The 15,134-nt window shown below is 63.9% G+C and carries 13 protein-coding genes and 1 pseudogene; 2 read left to right on the top strand and 12 right to left on the bottom strand.

The annotated features are described in order from the left end of the window. Positions 1–6: 6 nt before the first annotated feature. Positions 7–1,127 (bottom strand): annotated as a pseudogene (locus D8676_RS07140) (cupin domain-containing protein). A gap of 143 nt (positions 1,128–1,270) precedes the next feature. On the opposite strand from D8676_RS07140, the gene D8676_RS07135 reads away from it, so the two are divergent. Beyond that, on the top strand, positions 1,271–1,960 hold the full coding sequence (locus D8676_RS07135; RefSeq protein WP_121580143.1) for a GntR family transcriptional regulator: 690 nt from the start codon (positions 1,271–1,273) through the stop codon (positions 1,958–1,960). Positions 1,961–2,068: 108 nt separating this feature from the next. On the opposite strand, the gene D8676_RS07130 is transcribed toward D8676_RS07135, so the two are convergent. The 8 genes from D8676_RS07130 to D8676_RS07100 all read right to left on the bottom strand — a co-directional run bounded on the left by D8676_RS07130 (position 2,069) and on the right by D8676_RS07100 (position 10,018). After that, positions 2,069–2,875 carry an SDR family NAD(P)-dependent oxidoreductase gene (locus tag D8676_RS07130; RefSeq protein WP_121580142.1) on the bottom strand — a complete coding sequence of 269 codons (807 nt, stop codon included), beginning with the start codon at positions 2,873–2,875 and terminating at the stop codon, positions 2,069–2,071. A 17-nt stretch (positions 2,876–2,892) separates the two neighbouring features. Then, on the bottom strand, positions 2,893–3,312 hold the full coding sequence (locus tag D8676_RS07125) for a diol dehydratase small subunit (RefSeq protein ID WP_121580141.1): 420 nt from the start codon (positions 3,310–3,312) through the stop codon (positions 2,893–2,895). After that, positions 3,309–5,576, bottom strand: coding sequence for a propanediol/glycerol family dehydratase large subunit (locus tag D8676_RS07120; protein WP_121580140.1), 2,268 nt, complete (start codon positions 5,574–5,576; stop codon positions 3,309–3,311). Before D8676_RS07120 ends, D8676_RS07125 begins: the two co-directional genes overlap by 4 nt. Positions 5,577–5,613: 37 nt before the next feature. After that, a complete protein-coding gene (locus tag D8676_RS27230) occupies positions 5,614–5,775 on the bottom strand; it encodes a hypothetical protein (RefSeq protein ID WP_183097011.1) in 162 nt (53 codons plus the stop codon). Next, entirely contained in the window at positions 5,772–6,827 is a 1,056-nt protein-coding gene (locus D8676_RS07115) for an ABC transporter ATP-binding protein (RefSeq protein ID WP_121580139.1), read from the bottom strand. The genes D8676_RS27230 and D8676_RS07115 overlap by 4 nt, the downstream gene beginning before the upstream one ends. Before the next feature lie 19 nt (positions 6,828–6,846). Then, a complete protein-coding gene (locus D8676_RS07110) occupies positions 6,847–7,665 on the bottom strand; it encodes a carbohydrate ABC transporter permease (RefSeq protein WP_121580138.1) in 819 nt (272 codons plus the stop codon). Next, a complete protein-coding gene (locus tag D8676_RS07105) occupies positions 7,662–8,591 on the bottom strand; it encodes a sugar ABC transporter permease (RefSeq protein ID WP_121580137.1) in 930 nt (309 codons plus the stop codon). Before D8676_RS07105 ends, D8676_RS07110 begins: the two co-directional genes overlap by 4 nt. A 65-nt stretch (positions 8,592–8,656) precedes the next feature. Beyond that, positions 8,657–10,018 (bottom strand): sugar ABC transporter substrate-binding protein, encoded by a 1,362-nt coding sequence (locus tag D8676_RS07100; RefSeq protein ID WP_183097010.1) that lies wholly within the window; start codon positions 10,016–10,018, stop codon positions 8,657–8,659. Between the two features lie 439 nt (positions 10,019–10,457). Between D8676_RS07100 and D8676_RS07095 the strand changes: the two genes are divergently transcribed. Next, entirely contained in the window at positions 10,458–11,300 is an 843-nt protein-coding gene (locus D8676_RS07095; protein WP_121580135.1) for a LuxR family transcriptional regulator, read from the top strand. A gap of 154 nt (positions 11,301–11,454) precedes the next feature. On the opposite strand, the gene D8676_RS07090 is transcribed toward D8676_RS07095, so the two are convergent. Genes D8676_RS07090 through D8676_RS07080 form a run of 3 tightly spaced genes read right to left on the bottom strand, consistent with a single transcriptional unit; the run spans position 11,455 to position 15,053 of the window. Further along, on the bottom strand, positions 11,455–12,702 hold the full coding sequence (locus D8676_RS07090) for a Zn-dependent hydrolase (protein ID WP_121580134.1): 1,248 nt from the start codon (positions 12,700–12,702) through the stop codon (positions 11,455–11,457). Between the two features lies 1 nt (position 12,703). After that, positions 12,704–13,663, bottom strand: coding sequence for a ribokinase (gene rbsK / locus D8676_RS07085; protein ID WP_121580133.1), 960 nt, complete (start codon positions 13,661–13,663; stop codon positions 12,704–12,706). 16 nt (positions 13,664–13,679) lie between these two features. Then, positions 13,680–15,053, bottom strand: coding sequence for an aminopeptidase P family N-terminal domain-containing protein (locus D8676_RS07080; RefSeq protein WP_121580132.1), 1,374 nt, complete (start codon positions 15,051–15,053; stop codon positions 13,680–13,682). Positions 15,054–15,134 lie beyond the last annotated feature (81 nt).

Raw genomic sequence — 15,134 nt, 5'->3', positions numbered from 1 at the left:
CTTCCTTCAGTTGAGCGGCTGGAAGCCGCCATTGTCCCCGAACGCCTGCTCCCGGTAGAGGCCGAGCGCACGCATCACCGGCAGATCGGACAGGCAGAACAGGCAGGCATCGTCGCGGTCGGAGCCGTTCACATGCTCGTGCCAGGCCCATGACGGCACGCAGAATATGTCGTGCTCATGCCAGTCGTAGCGCTGCCCGTTTATGATCGAGTAGCCGCTGCCTTTCGCGACGTGGAACAGGCCGCTGCCGGTATGGCGGTGCGCCTTCGTATGTTCGCCGGGTCGCAGCATCTGCATGGATGCGCCCAGCGTCTGCATCACCGGGCCATTGTTCGACGGGTTCACATATTCCATCAGCACGCCGTCGAAGGGCGAGCCATCGGTGCAGGACCCGTATTTCAGCAACGACTCGTAGGTCGGCGCCCATTCGTATTTGAACATCGGGCTGTAGCCCTTGGCCCAGGATTCACCCATCGGCCTGAGGCCGGGATTTCCCCACGTCTTGGTCATGTCGTCGACCTCGTAGCCGACGACCTGGCTCAGATCCGGATGCACCTCATAGAAATTGGCCTCCATCGCGTTGACGAAGGGGATGTCCAGCCCGTCCTGCCAGATGCAGGAGGTGCCGGTAGCCTCGACGCCATGCTCGTGCCAGGTGCCGTTCGGCGTCAGCACGAAGTCATTCGCGCCGAGCGTCATCTTGTGGCCGTCCACCACGGTATAGGCGCCTGAGCCCTCCATGATGAAGCGGATGGCCGAAGCGGAATGGCGGTGCGCGGAGGCGACTTCGCCGGGCTTCATCACCTGCAGTCCGCCATAGATCCAGCCGACGGCCGCAGCCACGTCGGTACGTCCGGGATTGTTGAGATAGATCACGCGCCGTCCGGCCTTTTCCGGGGTCACCAGATCGACGGAGCGCAGCACGTGCGAACGCAGGTCGGCATAACGCCAGACCACCGGAACCGATTGAGATTTCGGCTCCCAGGCTCGATCTTGTTGGCGACGGTCCAGAGCGCGCCCGCCTTATGGCGCTCCAGTTCCTCGTAATACGCCAGCAGTTCCGGCGTATCCTCGACGTTCGCGCGTCCGGCGACGTCCTCGCGATAGTTCTCCCGCTCTCTCGCCACCGCAACCTCCCTTTGCACAAACCTTCCCGAGCGAGCCAAGATGGATTGTCGTTCTTTCGAAAGCAACATAATTTTCGAAAGTTTTTGGGATTGCCGACAAACGCCACGATGAGTTATGGATTCAGACTAAGAGAACGGTACCCATGACCCTTGCCGAAAAAGCCTATGAGGCGCTGCGCCACGACATAATCCGGGGCGAGCTTGCGCCGGGTCGCCCGTTGCGGCTGGCCGATCTCAGCAAGCGATATGGAATGGGATTTTCCCCGTTGCGCGAGGCGCTCAACCGGCTTCACGCGGAACTCCTGGTCACCGCCGAATCCCTGCGCGGCTTCCGGGTTGCGCCGCTGTCGCTGGAAGAACTCAAGGATGCCGTATCCACGAGGATACTGATCGAGACCGACGCGTTGCGCTCCTCGATTGAGCTCGGCGACGACAACTGGGCCGCGGGGATCGTCTCGGCGCTCTATGCGCTCAACCTGCAGGTCGCGCGAGCAAAGGCGCCCGACGGCATATGGGCGCTGGAGGCCCGGCACCTTCTCTTTCATCGCGCGCTGCTGTCGGCTTGCGGATCGCCGTGGAAGATGGCGTTCTTCGAGCGCCTCTATGCCGCGACCGAGCGCTATCGCATCCCTGTGCTGCTCAACGCGTCATTGCCGGTATCCCGCGACGTGCAGGCGGAGCACGGCGCGCTGGCCGAGGCGACGCTCGACCGCGACGCGGACAAGGCGTGCGCGCTCCTGACGGAACACTACCTCAGGACCGTCGAGGGGATTTCCAACGCCATCGACAGGAACGAACTCACGACCGTACCGGCGAAAACTGCTGCCTTGTGAGCGCCCTCGCCGCTTCCCGGCATAGGCGCATCTGGACGTCGCGTCCTGCGACTTGAACGTCCGCCCTCACCTTCGCGCCCAAAGTAAGGGACGTGTGCATCGGAGCGATCAGGAAGCCAGGGCTTCCTCGCTGTCGCTCACCGAGTTCGTTCCGCCCGCAAGCGACTCGCCGCCATCAGCCACAAGCGCATGGCCGGTCATGTAGGAGGAGCGGTCCGACACCATGAACAAGATCACCTCCGCGATCTCCTCGGGCGTGGCGAAACGGCCCATCGGCACGATGTTGGCGATCGCATGCTCCAGCGCCTTTCGGCCGCCAAGCTGTCTCGTGTAGGGGTCGTTGAAAGGCGTATCGACCCAGCCAGGACAGAGCGCATTGATGCGTATGCCGTAGCGCGCCACGTCCAGCGCGATCTGACGGGTCATCGTGATCGACGCCGCCTTGCTGGTTATGTAGGCCGTCATCGCCCTGTCGAGGAAGACGCCGGAGTTCGAGGACGTGTTCAAGATCGCCCCGCGCCGCTGCTTCTTCATGATCGGCAGGACGGCCTGGCAGGCGACGAACTGGGCATGGACGTTTACCGCCCACGACCGGTCAAAACCCGCAATTTCGATCTCCTCGAGGCTGCCGGCCACCTGGACGCCGGCATGGTTGTGCAGGATGTCGATCCGGCCGTGACGGGTGGCGACATCGCCGATCAGCGCGGCGACCGCTGCGTCGTCCGTAACGTCCAGTTGCCACGCTTCCGCCTTGCCGCCGGCGGCCGCGATCCGGTCCGCCGTTTCGCGCGCAGCGGCAATATCGCGGTCCGTTGCGACGACGATGGCGCCCTCGCGGGCCATGGCCTCCGATCCGGCGCGTCCGATACCGGAGCCAGCACCGGTCACGATCGCCGTCCTGCCCTCAAGAATCATGCTATTTCCTTCCTCATTCAGTAACGGCGACGAAACAGGTTGCGGCGCTCGTAGACGGCGACGGCCTCGTCGATCAGCGCCGCGATGGAATGCGCCCCGTATTCCCGCCGCAGCATTTCGGCGCGTTCCGACAGCGGCGCGGGATCGGATATACGTCCCGGCCTCATCATCTCGTAGGTCTCGAGGATGACGTCCTGCGGCACTTCCACCAGCTCGGCGGCACGTTCGAGATTGAGCGCGAGGCGATCCCGGCCGGCGGCGCGGGCAATCCCGGCCTGCAGCTTGAGGACATCCGCCGAGATGCGGATATCCCGGGCGCCGACCTGGCCCGACACGACCGCGTCGAGTGTCAGCCGATCAAGCGGCATGCCCGAAGCCGAGACGGCGCGCTCGGGCGCCTCTTCCGAGATCGGATAGATATCCAGCGGAGAGCTCATTGCTGCATCCCTCCTTGGCCGATGCTCAGCGCCAGTTCGAGCGGCGGAGCGTCCGGGATCACGAGGCCTGTCTCGATCGCGTAGAGCATGGCGACGCGGACGTGGTAGCGGGCGCCGAGCGCCTGGCCTTCGGTCGGCACGATGACCGGTTCCGGCTCGCGCCCCAGCGCGTGCAGCGCGGCGTTGCGGCCCATGGCGCGGTAGTGGTCGAGCGTCGTGATCGGTGCGTTGGAGAAGAGTTCGATGTTCATGTGCGGCAGCCGGCCGGCGCGATGGATCACCGCCGTGCCCTTGGCCTGGATGCCGATCGCATAACCCGAGCCGGAAAGGCGTGCCGCCGTCAGGCCGAGGAACGAAGTATCGGCGGTGTGGCGGATGCGCACGAGGCGTGGGTTCCCGCCGCCTTCCCGCACGCCGTCGGTCAGCGCCAGCACCACGTCGATCAGGTCGTGGCCGGCAGTCGTCTGGGTGAGTTCATTGCCGAAGGCGGGGCTCAGACCGATAACCACCTCGCGCGGGTCGGTCCCCTTGTTCGCTTCGCGTCCGGCGATCAGCCACGGCTCCGCGGTCGGGTCGACGCGGCGCTCGGTGTCGAGGACCTTTTCGCGGGTCTGCAGGTCGCGGACGCCGTTCACCGCCTGCCGACGGGCCTCCGACATCCGGTACCCGGTGCCCGGTCCCTGGTAATCGTTGGGATCGTTGAGCGCGCTGATGACCTTGCCGTCGCGCAGGATGGCGGAGGTCTGCAGGTAATCGCCGGAGATGCGCTGCCGCAGCATCAACAGCAGGTTCTCGGCCTCGTGCACGAAACCATGCTTCTCCAGCGCCCGCACCGCGTCCACCGCCGTCAGCCCGCGATCGCGGATCGCCTCGCTGATGCGCGTGACCTCGCCGGTCGAGAAGGTTTCGGTGTCGAGCGAGCCTGAGGCGGCTGCGACCGAGAGCATCCAGGCTTCCGGAATTTCGGCCAGACCCAACTCCCGGAAGACCGCCGCCAGCGCCTTGATCGCCCGCATCCGGAGTTCGCGGATATCTCCCTCTTCGATGGGCGTCAGGCCGCCATCGGCTTCGAGGTCGCGCTGCAGGGCGAGGAAATCCTCCACGTCCTCGCCGTTGAAGAGCGAGGGGTTGAACGAATTGTCGTATTTGCGGATCGAGCCCATGCCGGAACACAGGAGGTCGGAGCCGGCCATGAGGTACGGCGTGATCTTGGCGCCGATGCGGATCTCGGATTCGCTTACACGCGTGTCGTTGCCGGAGGCGCATTCGAGGCCCAGCCAGACGGCGATGAGGTTCTCGGCCATCAGCTCGCGCATGCCGCCGGCCATCGAGACGGTCAGCGGCGCCCCGTCGATGCCGCCGTTCTGCGTGCCCTGCACGCCCATGGCGCGCTGCAGGCAGAGGCACCGCGCTTCGAGATAGAGCACCGACTGCTTCTCGTGGAAACCCATCAGCAGTTCGGCCGATGCGCCGGAGGTGCAGCGCGCCTTGATGCCCCGCGAAGCATAGGCGGCGGTGAGGAACGCCTTGGACCACGGGGTGTCGTCGCCATCGACGAAGGCCGCCTCAGTGCCATAGACCGACACCGTCTCGGCGTAGGAGGTGAAGCCCGCCATGCCGATGCGCAGCTCTTCCGCTTCCTCGATCGAGCATTGGAACAGCACACCGCCGCGCCCGACCGAGGCGCCGACCGCGCAAGCGATGGCGTTGGACCAGGAGTTCGATGCGACACGCATCGTCGTCTCGATCTCGTCGAAGCCGAGCGCCACGGCCACCGCGGCATCCGCGGCGAGCTGCAGCGGATCGTCCTTGGCATTGGTGACGTGCGCCTGATTACCCGGCGTGCGGCGCTGCCGCATCTTCGAATAGGCGAAGGTGATCTCCAGCGACGACAGATGCGAGACGACGGAAGCCAGCTTCGCCGGCGTCATCCCCCGCGCCAGGCGCTCCAGCCTCTCGCGCGGCACGTTGATGTCGACCAGCATGCGGGCGACCTCGCCCGAATCCATCGCCATCGCCTCGTCGATCACGTCGAGGTCGAGGTGATGAGCTGCAATGAAGGAATCGAGTATGTCGAACTCGGCCTCAGGCTTGCCGTCGATCTCGACGACGCGGCCGTTCTCCACGCGTGCCGACGGCGCCGGGTCCCAAGGGCTGTGAAAGGTCGCGAACCCGGCCTCCGGATCCTCGACCGCAAACTGGTCGTGACGCAGCGGCCGCGTATCCCACTCGTCGAAGCGACGCCAGCGTGGAGGCGAGGTCATCGCAGCTCTCCTGTGCTGTATCTGATCTGGCGGTTTCTCAGAACCATCGCAGCCATACCAGCTGGATGAGAATGAGGATGATCACGTCCCAGAAGATCACCTCGCCGATCGTGAACCATCCGGTTTTCCGGTTCAGCCGCCAGAAAACCAGCCAGACGACCGCCGCCAGGATGAGCGGGACAAAGCTCGTCGCGGTCATTCGACCCTCTGCCCGGTCCTGGCATCGAAATAGTGCAGCGCCGACTTGGGAAAGGCGAGGCTTACCGGCTGGCCGGCCTCGATCGCATCGCAATTGGCCTGAGTCCGCAGCGTGATGGCGTTGCCGCCCGAGTTCTGGAAGATCAGCAGCGTATCGGGCTCGACGGCTTCCTTGACATCGACAGTGAGCGTCATGGCCCCGGGTGTGCTGGCGGCTGCGAGCTCGATCTGCTCGGGCCGGATACCCAGCGTGACCGGCCCGTCCGACCGGTCCACCGGGCAGGCGACCGCGCCGGCACGGAAAACCCCACCCTCGACCATGCCGTCGATCGTGTTCATCGCCGGGCGGCCCATGAATTCGGCGACGAAGCGATTGGCGGGTTTGCGGTAGATGGTCTTCGGCTCGTCGAACTGCACCAGCCTTCCGTCCTTCAGCACAGCGATGCGCGTCGCCAGCGTCATCGCCTCTTCCTGGTCATGGGTGACGAAGACGAAGGTCTTGTCGAGCTTGCGGTGCAGGCGGTTGAGCTCGGTGCGCATGTGGAGGCGCAGCAGCGCGTCGAGATTGGACAGCGGCTCGTCCATCAGGCAGATCGCCGGTTCCCACACAAGCGCGCGCGCCACGGCGACGCGTTGCGCCTGGCCGCCGGAAAGCTGCGCCGGCTTGCGCTTCAGGTAGTCCCCGATACGCAGCAAATCGGCCACGTCCCTGACCGACCGCTCGATATCGGCGGCGGGAACTTTGCGGATGCGCAGGGGATAGGCGATGTTCTCGAAGACGGACTTGTGGCTGTAGAGCGCGTAGTTCTGGAACACCATGCCGATGCCGCGGAAGCGCGGCGGCACGTTGGTGACATCCTTGCCGTCGATCTCGATGCGACCGCTCGACGGCTGCTCCAGACCGGCCAGCAGGCGGCAGGCGGTGGTCTTGCCCGACCCGGAAGGGCCTAGCAGCACGACGAATTCGCCGAGCTCGAAGTCGAGGTCGAGATGGTCGAGCGCGACGGTGCCGTCCGCGAACCGCTTCGTCACTTGCTTGAACGAGACTGCCATAAAATACTCCGCTGGCCCCTCAGCCCTTCACCGCGCCGAAAGTCAGGCCGCGCACGAGGTGCTTCTGGACGAGAAAGGTGAAGACGATGATCGGCAGGGTCGCGACCACCGCTACCGCGGCGACCTGGCCCCACAAGGTGCCGTGTGGCGTGATCAGACCGGGAATTCCGACCGTCAGCGGCCGGCCCTCGAACGCCACCAGGATGAAGGCGTAGAGGAACTCGTTCCAGGACATGATGAAACAGAGCACCGCGGTCGCCGCGAGCCCGGGGGCGGCGAGCGGCACGATGACGCGCACGAAGGCGCCGAGCTTGGAGCGCCCGTCCATCATCGCGGCCTCGTCGATCTCCTTCGGGATCTCGGCGAAGAAACCGCGCATCATCCAGACGACCAGCGACAGGTTGAAGGTCGTGTGCGCGATGACCACGGCGTAGATCGTGTCGGTGAGGCCGAGGGTCGTGAAGAACAGGAAGAGCGGCACGGCGATCGAGATCGGCGGCGCCATGCGCGTCGTCAGGAAGAAGAAGAACAGGTCTTCCTTGCCGGCGAAATCCGTGCGCGCGAAGACATAGGCCGCCGGTGCGCCGATCATGATCGACAGGGCCGTCGAGCCGCACGCGATGATCAGCGAATTGAAGACGAGCGGCAGATATTCCTTGTCGATGAAGACGGCCGGATAGTTGGCGAAGGTCGGCGTGAAGAACCAGGTCGGCTGCGGCGACAGGATGTCGAGGCGACCCTTGAAGGAGGTGAGCAGGATCCAGACGTAGGGCGTGAGCGCGATCACCAACACGCAGGCGAGAATGCCGAAGGCGAGTATCTTCCAGGATTTGCTCATGCCTGGGCCCTCTGGTCAGCGGACTTCCAGTAGACGGCCTTGTAGAAGACCGAGCACAGGATCAGCACGACGAGATAGACCATGAAGGAGACCGCGGCGCCGTAGCCGAGGTTCCACGTCTTGAAGTTCACCCGGTAGGCGTAGATCGACAGCAGCTCCGAGACGGTGCCCGGACCGCCGCCGGTCATGATGAAGACCTTGTCGAACTCCTTGAAGGCGTCGATGCCGCGCAGCAGCAGCACCAGCGCGATGATCGGCCTCAGCAGTGGCAGCATGATGTCGAAGAACTGCCGCCAGGGACCGGCACCGTCCATGGTCGCGGCCTCGAACGGCGAGCGCGGCATGCTCATCAGTCCGGCGAGGATGATCAGCGTGACGAACGGCGTCCACTGCCACACGTCGATGGCGATGATGGTGGGCATGACCAGGCTCGGCGTCGAGAAGACGGCGCTCGATTGGGACAAGAGGCCTACCGCGCGCAGATAATGCGTCGCCATGCCGAAGTCGCCCTGCAGCAGCAGGCGCCAGATGAGGCCTACGGCGACCGGCGCCAGCATCATCGGCACGAGGAGCAGCGTCGTAAGCAGGCGCTGCCGTTCGACGTAGCGCCAGATCAGCCAGGCGAGCGCGAAGCCGATCACGAACTCGATCGAGACGGCGATGGCGACGAAGCGGATGGTGCGCCAGAACGAGCCCCAGAAGATCGTGTCCTCGCGCACCAGCTTGCGGAAATTGTCGAAGCCGATGAAGGCGCCGTTCTGGTCCGGGTTGGCGAAGCTCAGGTCGGTCATCGCCGTGTAGGCCATGTAATAAAACGGCCCGACGAGGAAAACGAGGACGAGCAGCGTCGCCGGCAGGATCAGCGGCAGCGATGCGCCGCGGTCGAGCAGGATCTGTCCCCGCGAAGGTTGTGCTGTTGTGGTCATGAGGTGCCTGGCGTTCTCCCGTGGGGCCTTGCTCCCCACGGGATCATTTCACGCGATCGCAGTCTTCACTGCACCGGATATTTCATCGGCGCGCAGGAGCCCAGCACCGCCGAGATTTCCTTGGCCGACTCGTCGAGCGCTTCCTTGGCCGTCTTCTCGTCGGCCAGGTAGGAGGAGATTTCGCGCACGAGGATGTCGGTCATCTCGCTCGACTGCGGGATGGTGGGCTTGGGCTTGGCCACCTCGTTGGACGCCATCGACGCCTTGGCGTAGGGCAGCTTCTGCACCTCGGCCGAGGCATAGACGTCGGGACGCGGGGTGGCGCCGCCGTTGAGGTGCTGCTCGAGCTGCTGGTCGTATTCCATCATCCACTGGATGAAGAGGTAGGCGGCCTCCTTGTTCTTGGCCGCGGTCGGGATGAGGTAGGACCAGCCCTCGACCTGGGCGACCTTGCCGCCCTCGCCCTGCGGCACGATGTCAAAGCCCATCTTGCCGACGACCGTCGACACGTTCTCGTCGACGGCGACCGCGTAGGTCGCATCGTTCCACATGATCAGCTCGGCGACCTTGCCCTGCTGCATCAGCGCCATGACGTCGTCCCAGAAGTAGTTGAGCGTGTCCGGCGGCGAGAAGGCCATCAGGCTCTTATAGTATTCGGTGGCGGCGATCGCCTGCGGGCTGTTGACGATGACCGGGCCGCATTCGGAACCCGTCTTCACTTCGAGCATGTCGCCGCCGAACGAATAGAGGAAGTTCAGCCACTCGTACCACAGCGCCTCGTGGCGCTTGCCCTGGATCGCCGTGCCGTAAAGACCCTGGTCGGGACGCGTGAACCACTCGGCGATGTCGCGGTACTGCTTCCAGTCCTGCGCCGGGCCGAGGTCGTAGCCGTATTTCGCCTTGAAGCCTTCCTGCTCCTTGGGATCCGACAGCAGGTCGGCCCGATACCATTCGTACATGGTGAGCGCGGTGAACGGGAAGCCGTAAGCCTTGCCGTCATACCAGGAGATTTCCTTCCAGAGGCCCTGGTAGAGCTGCTCCTCCGGCTTGAATTCGGGGTCGCGCAACTCAGCAGACGTCATGAACTGCTCGATCGGCTCGACATGGCCATTGGTGACGAACTTGCCGACGTTGCGGTGCTGCTGGAGGATGAAGTCGTAGCGGCCGCGCTTGGAGTTGAGGTCGAGCATCACCTTGCTGGCGGTCTCGGAAGCCTCGTACATCTCGATCTCGACCGTGATGCCGGTGCGCTTCTCGAACTCCGGCGCCAGCTTCTTCATCGCCTCGAGCGGCGGCAGCGCCTCGCCTATGGTGCGGATAGTCGTGCCCTTGTAGGGCGCGGCTGCCTCCTCGAGCGACCAGGCTCCCGCCTCGCCGACGAGAACCAATGCAGCGCTCGTCGCCAGCAGCGAAGTCGCTATGAGCATACGTAACCGTGAGCCGTTTCCATACATCGTAGTTCCCCTTGCTTGGTTATGGTTTTCGACCTGCCGCCAGATTCGGTCATCGGATGGGCACCGGTCGGGCAGAAGCCCGCGGACTGGCACGAAGAGAGCACGGCATTCGGCAGCATCCAGACCGACGGATCGGCTATCCGTCAGCACGTCGCAGGCACCGCCTGACCGCTCGCTGGCATCCTCCACTTGAACCCTCCCAACGACCTGCGAAGACCTGTCGTCTGCCTCCTAAACGAGCCTGATGAGGCAAGCTCGCAATATGCATCCGACAGTAGCCTCCTCAACGCCGAGCGCCATTGGAGGCATATTCCACAAATCGAGCAAAGCCTATAAGAATACCCTGCCGATGGGATATTTCCCATTCAGGGTAATCTAAAAGGCATATGCCTTTTGTGATAGGAGGATCGGCGTGACAAAGAATGGCGTCGAAGCCGCATCCGGCAGGCGGCTCCTGTCCCAGCCCGAGTGGTTTGCGGGCCTCGGCGACCTGATTTCGCAAGTGGGCAGCCACGACTTTCCCGACGCGTTCGCCGCCACGGTCCAGCGCCTTGCCCCTTTCGACTACACGGTGAGTTTCGCATACAGCGGCCCGGGCATACCGGTCTGCCTGCATCATACATTCGGACCGAAACAGTTCGACATCCACGTGAAGGAATACGAGATCGGGCCCTACTTGCTCGACCCTTTCTACAAGGCCGCCACAAACAGCATCCCCTCTGGCCTCTACAGGCTTGGCGATGTCGCGCCGGACCAGTTCTACAAGAGCGAGTACTATAAGTCCTATTATGTCCAGACCGGCCCGGTGGACGAGATCGGCTTCTTCATTCCCGGCAAGGACAACTGGATCATCGTCACGTCCTTGATGCGCGCGCCGAGCCAGCCCGGATTTTCCGCCCACGACCTGCGGACCTTGCGCACGGTCGAGCCCCTGGTTCGACGCATCGCCGAAATGCACTGGCGAACCGAAGAGCGCCTGAAGACGGCAAGCCACGTGGAGGACGACAAGGAGGTCCTGCGGCGCACCGTTCAGGAAGCCCTGAAGGCCCGCGACATGCCGGCGCTGACGCCCCGCGAACTCCAGGTCGTCGGGCTCGTCCTCGAGGGTCATTCGTCCGAGTCGATCGCCAGCGTGCTCGGCATATCGGCGGGCACGGTCCGCATCCATCGCAAGAACATCTACGCCAAGATGCGCATCTCGTCACAGAGAGAGCTGTTTTCCATCTTCGTCCGAACGACGATCCCAGGCACATAGACAACAGCGCCCACAGCCAATGCGAAAGGTTTCGGCCCGGACTGTCTGCTCCTGGCGAACCAAGACCTCAAGCCCTGGCGGGCGTTCATGACACCCTTGCCTTTCCAGCCATTCTCCAAGCAGCTGCGGCGGGCCCCTCATCGTCGATGCTATTTCAGTCAAGTTTCCCGAGAATGTTCAGCACGGAATCGAACAGCACCTGTGCGCCGGCGACGGTATGTTGCGGCTCGACGTGCTCGGCTTCGTTGTGACTCAAGCCGGCTCGACAAGGCACGAAGATCATCGCGGTCGGCGCGACCCTGTTGACAAAGAGCGCGTCGTGGAATGCGCCGGAAAGCAGGGGTCTGTATGAAAGCCCCAATCCGTCGGCCGCCTGCCTGATCTCGTCCAGCAGGGTCTCCGAAAAATCGGTTGGCGCCATGTCGAAGACACGGCGTATATGCGTCTCGCAACCGACAGCGACCGCCGCCTCCGTGCAGGTGGTTTCGATGAAGGATACGAGGCGGTCGAGCTCGGTGTTCTGTGGATGGCGCAGGTCCACCGTAAAATCCACCTGCTCGGGGATGGCGTTGACGGTACCCGGTGCGACCACAAATTTGCCGACGGTAAAACGGGCCCGTGCATCCCGAGGCATGATCTCGGCGTACAACTCGGAAAGAGCGCTCGCCGCCGCAGCCATCGGGTCGCGACGGAACTCGAGCGGGGTGGTGCCGGCATGCGCTGCCTGTCCCTTGATCGAGATTTCCAGCCACCGGGTTCCCTGAATCCCCTCGACGATGCCGATGGGAACATCGGCGCGCTCCAGGGATGGTCCCTGCTCGATATGAAGTTCGAGGTAACCGGCTATTGGAAATCCGAGCGGGCGCATCGCAGCCTGCGGCAGCGCGTCCAGCGCGGCCTGCAAGTCGTCGCGAAACAGTCGCCCGTCATTGCTGCGCAGCGTTGCCCAGCCGTCGGGGATCGAGCCGGTGGCGAAAGCCATCGAACCCATGCAGCCCGGCTGATAGCGACAGCCTTCCTCGTTCATCCAGGCCACAGCTTCCACAGCTATGGGCGTCTCGATGCCGGCATCCTCCAAAGCTTCCAGGACCTCGAAGGCGGCCAGCGTTCCGAGCACGCCGTCGAAGCGTCCACCGGTAATCTGGCTGTCGAGATGGCTGCCCATCAGGAAAGGCGCATGGGAGCTATCCTTGCCCGTCCGCCGCACGAACAGGTTCGCGATTGCGTCCTGGTGAACGGTAAAGCCACGGGCTTGCGCCAACTCGGTCAGTAACTGGCGCGCCCGCCGATCCTCCTGCGAAAGGGCCTGACGGTTGACGCCGCCGCCCTGGGTGGCGCCAATGGCGGCAAAAGCGTCAAGCCGGCCGAGCAGCCGTTGTGCATCAATCTTCGCTTTGGTCATGCTATTTCTCTGTCGAAGGCGTTGCGGTTGGCCGCTGCGCGGCGAGCAGGGCCTCGACCTCCGGCAGCGTCGGCATGGATGGGGCGGTTCCCGCCCGCGTCACTGAAATGCCGGCGACCGCAGATGCGAAACGGACGGCTTCGATAGCTTCTGCGCCTCGTGAGAGCGCAACCGCCAGCCCGCCCGTGAAAGCGTCGCCCGCGCCGGTCGTCTCGGCGACAGGCCCGGCATGGAGGGCGGGCACATGGTGCGAGCCCTGCGCGGAATGCACCAGCGCGCCCTTGTCGCCCAATGTCACGATCACGGTTCCGACACCCCTGGCGAGCAGGACGTCGGCGGCCCGCCTGGCGTCGTCGACTGACGAGACCTTCATGCCGGTCAATGCCTCGGCCTCGGTTTCATTGGGAGTGAGATAGTCGCAAAGCCCATACATATGTTCCGGGAGCTCGGCTGCCGGTGCTGGGTTGAGGACCGTCTTCACTTTGGCCGCGCGCGCGATTTGCAGCGCATGCAGGGCCGTTTCGACCGGCTGCTCGAGTTGCGTCACGAACACGCTGGCAGAACGGATGACATCGGCGTTGGCGTCGATGTCATCCGGCGACAGGAGAGAGGCCGCTCCAGGGCTGACGATGATGGCATTGTTGCCAGTCGTCTCCTCCACGAAGATATAAGCCGCGCCCGTATAGCTGTCGGGCGTAGCGATCGCCGCGCTGGTGACCCCGGCTGCAGCCCAGGTCTGCTTTGCCAGCTCGGCAAAGGCATCGACGCCAAGTCGTGTAAGGAACGTGACGTCGGCGCCCAGCCTGCCGGCGGCGACAGCCTGGTTCGAACCCTTGCCCCCCGGGCCGAGGTGGAAGGAGGACCCCATGACGGTCTCCCCCACCCGCGGCTGCCGGGCGGCCCGGTACGCGGTATCGGCGACGAATACACCGAGGATGACGATCATCTGCTTGTGATCCATGCCGATGCGCCGCGACCTAGTTTGCGACCAGGATGCGATTCGGACTGAGCACGAATGGCTGTAGGATGCCGCACGTATTGCTCAGCGGGATGACTTCCGGCTTCAGCTTGATGCCGATGACGTCCGCCATGTAGGCGCGCCTTGCTTCAGCCCGGTCGTGGAGATCGGGATAGCGTTCCTTCAACGCGGCGCGCCCGTTTTCGTCCAGCAGCGCAATTCCGTCTTCCATGTTGGTGGTGAAGTAGGGCGTTCCGGTTGCAGGGATGATGTCCATCTGGACCGCCTGCCCGCTACTGAAGGTTTCCGTGCTGCCCGGATAGATCGGGGTGTTCATCCATTCGTCGAGATGGATCAGGTGGCCGGGAACCAGGATGAGATTGAAGAACTTGTCCCCCAGGCGCGAGCGGACCATCGCATCGATGTCGCCGCCGACGACGCCAATGCCGATGGTCTGGTACCACTCTCGCACAGTTTCAAAGAACGGTCCGGCCAGTTTCTCGACATAGTCCTGGACCTCAAGAGGCAGGTCGCCCGCATCCTCGGCGATCCAGCCTCCGCGCGCCGTCAGCGCACCCCATTGGCCGAAGGCCATCGAGATGGGATCGCCCTTCTTTGCAATGCGCGACGAGGGGCCGTTGAGGCCGTCGGCGCGGGCGCGCTCGCCGGTGGACAGCATCAGGTGTGAGTTGAGAGGTATCCCAGGCAGCATCGCCTTCGACAGCATCTCGTATTCGCTCTGGCCGGGACGAATCTGGCCGATCACCCGTTGCATCGCGTCCGAGACGCTTGCGGCGGCGAATTCGAACTGAGCCAGTTGCTCAAGCTCATTGATGGCCCGCATGCCGTCGCTGGCGTTCATGAGGATGGAACCGATATTTGTGATCTCAGCGCTCGCGCCCGCCAGCGTCCTGATCCCGTCGAGAACGTAGCCGGGGATCTCGATCCAGCTGTTGGGGTTCGGGGATTCCAGGCTGGTGAAATATTTCCATCCGGCAACCCCGATCCTGGCGCCTTGCCTGATGCCGCAATCGGACAGCAGGTCCAGCAATGCTGGCGTCTGCCTGCGGTCCTGGCCGAGCAGGCCGAAGGGAGGATAGAGCTTCGTGGAAACCGGTATGCGCGCATTGGCTGCACGCGGCTGGCATTCCGGTCCGGTAACGATGACGGGAGTGCCGCCCTTGACCGAACACACAAGCAACGCTTCCTCGAATCTCGGATCGAAGCCGGTGAGGTAGGCCATGTTCGCGCAATGCTCACGATCGGCATAGACGACCACCGTATCGATGCCCTGCTTCGCCGCACGGTCAAGGAAGGTCTGGAACCGGTCCGCATAGACGCTGTCCGCGATCTCCGGCATGATCTTGGGGGAGGTGATGGAAGGAAGTTCCACTTCTCTCAAGCGATAGGACGCCACGTCAATTCCTCACTGAAAATTCAAGTTGCAGTCTTTGGGTATGATGGGGAGGCAGGC

This window comes from Mesorhizobium sp. YM1C-6-2, assembly GCF_003666685.1.
Lineage (GTDB): Bacteria > Pseudomonadota > Alphaproteobacteria > Rhizobiales > Rhizobiaceae > Mesorhizobium_K.
This window is presented reverse-complemented; position numbering and strand designations above follow the sequence as displayed.